The sequence below is a fragment of the Streptomyces coryli genome (genome assembly GCF_011044975.1).
Classification (GTDB): domain Bacteria; phylum Actinomycetota; class Actinomycetes; order Streptomycetales; family Streptomycetaceae; genus Streptomyces; species Streptomyces coryli.
This window is the reverse complement of the sequence record NZ_JAAKZV010000413.1, coordinates 1-4,120: the sequence shown is the minus strand read 5'-3', so window position 1 is coordinate 4,120 and position 4,120 is coordinate 1. Positions and strand designations below refer to the sequence as shown.

Genomic DNA, 4,120 nt, shown 5'->3' with positions numbered 1-4,120 from the left:
GGGTCCGGGGTGGCGAGGGCGAGTTCGTCGGGATCGGCCGTGCGGGCGCCGAACGGGGTGGTCAGCGCGGCCTCCGCGCAGTCGAAGCGCAGGGCGAGGCGGTCGGCGTCGGGCTGGTCGGCGTCCGGGGTCAGCCAGCCGGCCAGGGTCACCTGCGCGCGGACCCGGTCCCGTACCGCGACCGGGGCGAGGTCGGTGAACTCCAGCTGCGCGGGCAGGTCGCCGAGTTCGGCGCCAATGACGCGGGCCGCGAGGGCGCTGTCGCGCGGCGGGCGGAGGGTGAGGGCGCCGTACGCGTCCGTGGAGTGCAGGCCGACGAGGTCGGCCCGGTAGCCGTCGTCGAGGAGGGTCAGGGCGAGGGAGTCGGAGGTCGCCAGGACGGTGCGGATGCGCTCCGCGGCGGTGGGCTCCTTGGCGGGCTTGGCGGTCTTCGACGTGATGCCAGCGAACTCGACGGCGCTCATGAGGTGTCCGGCCTCCTGATGGGGGTGTGGTTCCGGCTGCCCCGGCTTGCTTGGTTAGGTTAGCCTAACCTTCGTTCCGTGAGGAAGGGGGTGCGGCACCGAGAAGGATCTCCGCCGTCTCCAGGAACGGCCGGGCCTCGGCGGCCGCGCCGTGCGCGAGCAGATAGAGGCCCGTCGACACCCGCTCCAGGTACCCCCACTCCCACACCGCCACCGCGTCGGCGCCCCCGCCCGCCGCGATCCGCGCGCAGTAGCGCCGGGCGAGCGCCGCGGGGTCGGCCGCCGCGAGCAGCTCCGCGCACCAGTCGCGCAGCACCACGCCCAGGTCGTACGCCGGATCGCAGCGGAAGCCGTCGGGGTCGACGAAGGCGAAGCTGCCCAAGTCACCCATGTCCCCCGAGCCCCCAGCCGCCCCCGCCCGTTGCAGCGCGTTGCCCGGATGCGGGTCCCCGTGCACCAGGACAGCACGCTCGGGGGCGTCACCCGCGGCGCGCCGCCGCGCGTACCCGAGCGCCCGCCGCACCACCGCCTCCGGACACGGCCGCCCCAACTCCTCCCACAGCCGCGCCACCAGCTCACCCAGCCCGGCCGCCTTCTCCTCGGATACGTCCCCGGCCCCCGGCTCCACCCGCCAGGCGAGCCGCAGTGTCGCGCACAGCACATCGATCTGCCGCTCGACCGGCCACCTCAGCTGCTCCAGCGACGCCCCCAGCGCCTCCAGCAGCATCGCGTCCCGCCCCGGATCATGCGCCAGCAGCCGCGCGTAACCCCGCCCGCCGGCCCGCCGCAGCACCGCGGCCTCGCGGTCGCCGTTGCCGGGCAGCGCGACCTTCAGCACGACGTCTTCCCCGGCGGCCGTACGGGCCCGGGCCACGTACCCCTCGCTGCCCCCGGGAAGCGCCGGCCCGAGGTCGAGCGACCAGCGCGCGGCAAGCTCGCCCACCGTCGCGGGCAGGCGGCCGAGCCACTCCTGCCCGGCGGCGCCGAGCCGCTCGGCCTTGCTGCGGACGACGGGGGACACGCTGACGGGGGACACCACGGCCGCACCCTACGACGGCGCCTCCCTCGCTCGCGCCGCCCGACTCGCGCCCCGGCCCGTCCGCGGCAAAGCTGAAGGGATGACGGGAGTCGGCGGACGACAGGCGGGATGATGCAGGTCGGCGAGCGCGGCGGCGGCGGTGACATCCGCATCACCAACCAGCGGCGCGAGCGCCTCGCGGCCTGGCTGCTGCGGATCGTGCGCTGGCTGCCGCTCCCGCTGATCATCGGCGGTGCGCTCTTCTACCTGTTCACCCCCGCCGGCTACACCTCGCTGCCGTTCTTCGAGGCCGCCCCGCTCATCGTGGCGCCGGTCTACTCGCTGCGTGGCACCATCGCCATCGGCGTCCTCGCGCTGGCCGTCCAGATCGGCCTGGAGCTCTACAACGGCACCGCCGACGAGCCGACGTCGATCGTCGAGATGTTCACGGAACTGCTGGTCGTCTGCACGGCCGTGGTCATGAACCGCCTCATCGCCTGGCACAACCGCCGCCTCGCCACCGCCCGCGGCGTCGCCGAGGCCGCCCAGCGGGCCGTGCTGCCGCACCCCCCGGAAATGCTCGGCGGGCTGCAGGTGGCGGCGCGTTACGTGCCCGCCGACGCCGACGCGCTGATCGGCGGCGACATGTACGTGGCGCAGGAGACCCAGTACGGCGTCCGCGTCGTCGTCGGCGACGTCCGCGGCAAGGGCCTCGGCGCGGTGCACGCGGTGGCGGTGTCGGTCGGCGTCTTCCGGGAGGCGGCGGAGGACGAACCCTGCCTGGAGTCGCTCGCCAACCGGCTGGACCGCGCGGTGCGCCGCGGCGCCCAGCGGCGGCAGGGCCTGGCGCCGCTGGAGGGATTCATCACAGCGGTGTTCGCGGAGTTCGACCCGGAGGCCGGTGTCGTACGGATCCTCAGCCGCGGGCACCCGGCGCCGCTGCTGCTGACCCCGGACGGGCAGGTGCGGCCCGTAGCGCCTGAGGAGGCGTCACTGCCGCTCGGCATGGGCGATCTCGGCGACTGGCCGGACGAGATCGCGGTGGCGCACTTCCCGCCAGGGGCCTCGCTGCTCTTCTTCACTGATGGCGTGACGGAGGCACGGGACGCGGACGGCGTCTTCTACGACCCCGAAGTGGCGCTGCGCGACCGCGCCTTCGCCGGACCTGCCGGGCTGCTGGCGGCGCTGGAGGCGGATGTCTCGGCGCACATCGGCGGCCGGCAGCAGGACGACATGGCGCTGCTCGCCCTGACTCGGCCACGTGCGGCAGCCGGGGTCCGGCAAGTGCCGTAGAGACCCCCGGGTGGCCCAACCCCGTACCGGGATAAGGCAGTATGGCCGCCGCGCCGGATTCGCTCTCGTGTCCGACGCGCGCACGTGTCCCCTACGGGAGAGGTCTGCAACGTGAACCGTGCCCTCGAACTCCGCGACTACATCGTCGCCGGCTCCGCCATCCTCGGCGGCGTCACCGCCGGCTTCCTGCTGCGGATGCTGCTCGGCTGGCTGGGCAAGGGGGCCAGCAGGACGCGCTGGAGCGGGGACGACATCCTCGTCGGCGCCCTGCGGATGATGGTGCCGTGGGCCGCGCTCGCCGGCGGGGTGTCGATCGCGGCGGCGGCGCTGCCGCTGAACCGGTCGACGGGGCACACCGTGCACCAGTGCATCGTGGCGGCGCTCATCATGGTCGTGTCTTTCGGGTGCGCGCGGGCGGTGGCGCAGATCGTGGGGACCCGGTCGGCGGGGTTGGGATCGGCAACGATTCTGGTCAACATCAGCCGCATCACTGTGCTGGCGATCGGCATTCTGATCCTGCTGCAGACGCTGGGCATATCGATCGCGCCGCTGCTGACCGCCCTCGGCGTCGGCGGCCTGGCGGTCGCGCTCGCCCTGCAGGACACCCTGGCCAACCTCTTCGCGGGCGTGCACATCCTCGCCTCGAAGACCATCCAGCCGGGCCACTACATCAAGCTGTCGAGCGGCGAGGAGGGCTTCGTCGTCGACATCAACTGGCGCAACACGGTGATCCGCACCGAGTCCGACAACCTCGTCATCATCCCCAACGACAAGCTCTCCGGCACCAACATGACCAACTACCACCGTCCGGTGCGGGAGATGTCCGTCATCGTGCCGGTGGGCGTGGGGCTGACGAGCGATCTGGCGGCGGTGGAGAAGATGACCGTCGAGGTCGGCAAGTCCGTGATGGCCGACGTCGAGGGCGGGGTGCCGGACTACGACCCGGTGGTCCGCTTCCACACCTTCGGCGATTCGCGGGTGGGCTTCAACGTGATCCTGCGGGTGGCGGAGTTCACCGACCAGTACCGGGTCAAGCACGAGTTCATCAAGCGCCTGCACACGCGCTATCACGAGGAGGGCGTGGAGATCGCCCATCCCGTACGCAACATCGTGGTGCGGCAGCCGGGCGACGAGCTGCCGGTGACGCTGCCGCGGCAGAGGGCGGCGGGGGCGGAGGCGAAGCAGCTGTAGGTTGCTTCGGGGCTTGGCGGGTTGGTTGGCGGGCGGCTTGGCATCGGATGGTGACGGTCGCGTCGCCGTCGCCCGCTGGGGTGCGGTGCCGGAAACGGATGGCTGGCTACGGAAGGGGGAGGGGCGGGGCGCGTCGGTCTGCCGGGTGCCGGAG

Annotated in this window: 3 protein-coding genes and 1 pseudogene; 2 read left to right on the top strand and 2 right to left on the bottom strand. The window is 73.1% G+C overall.

Annotation, left to right across the window (positions count from 1 at the left end):
- Both G5C51_RS40350 and G5C51_RS40345 read right to left on the bottom strand, forming a co-directional pair.
- Positions 1-464, bottom strand: a pseudogene (locus G5C51_RS40350) (DUF2470 domain-containing protein); the annotation flags it as partial.
- A 64-nt stretch (positions 465-528) separates the two neighbouring features.
- Entirely contained in the window at positions 529-1,503 is a 975-nt protein-coding gene (locus G5C51_RS40345; protein ID WP_165245661.1) for an aminoglycoside phosphotransferase family protein, read from the bottom strand.
- Between the two features lie 108 nt (positions 1,504-1,611).
- On the opposite strand from G5C51_RS40345, the gene G5C51_RS40340 reads away from it, so the two are divergent.
- Positions 1,612-2,775: a PP2C family protein-serine/threonine phosphatase gene (locus tag G5C51_RS40340; RefSeq protein WP_165245659.1), complete on the top strand. Its 1,164-nt coding sequence runs from the start codon at positions 1,612-1,614 to the stop codon at positions 2,773-2,775.
- 111 nt (positions 2,776-2,886) lie between these two features.
- On the top strand, positions 2,887-3,966 hold the full coding sequence (locus tag G5C51_RS40335; protein WP_165245657.1) for a mechanosensitive ion channel domain-containing protein: 1,080 nt from the start codon (positions 2,887-2,889) through the stop codon (positions 3,964-3,966).
- Positions 3,967-4,120 lie beyond the last annotated feature (154 nt).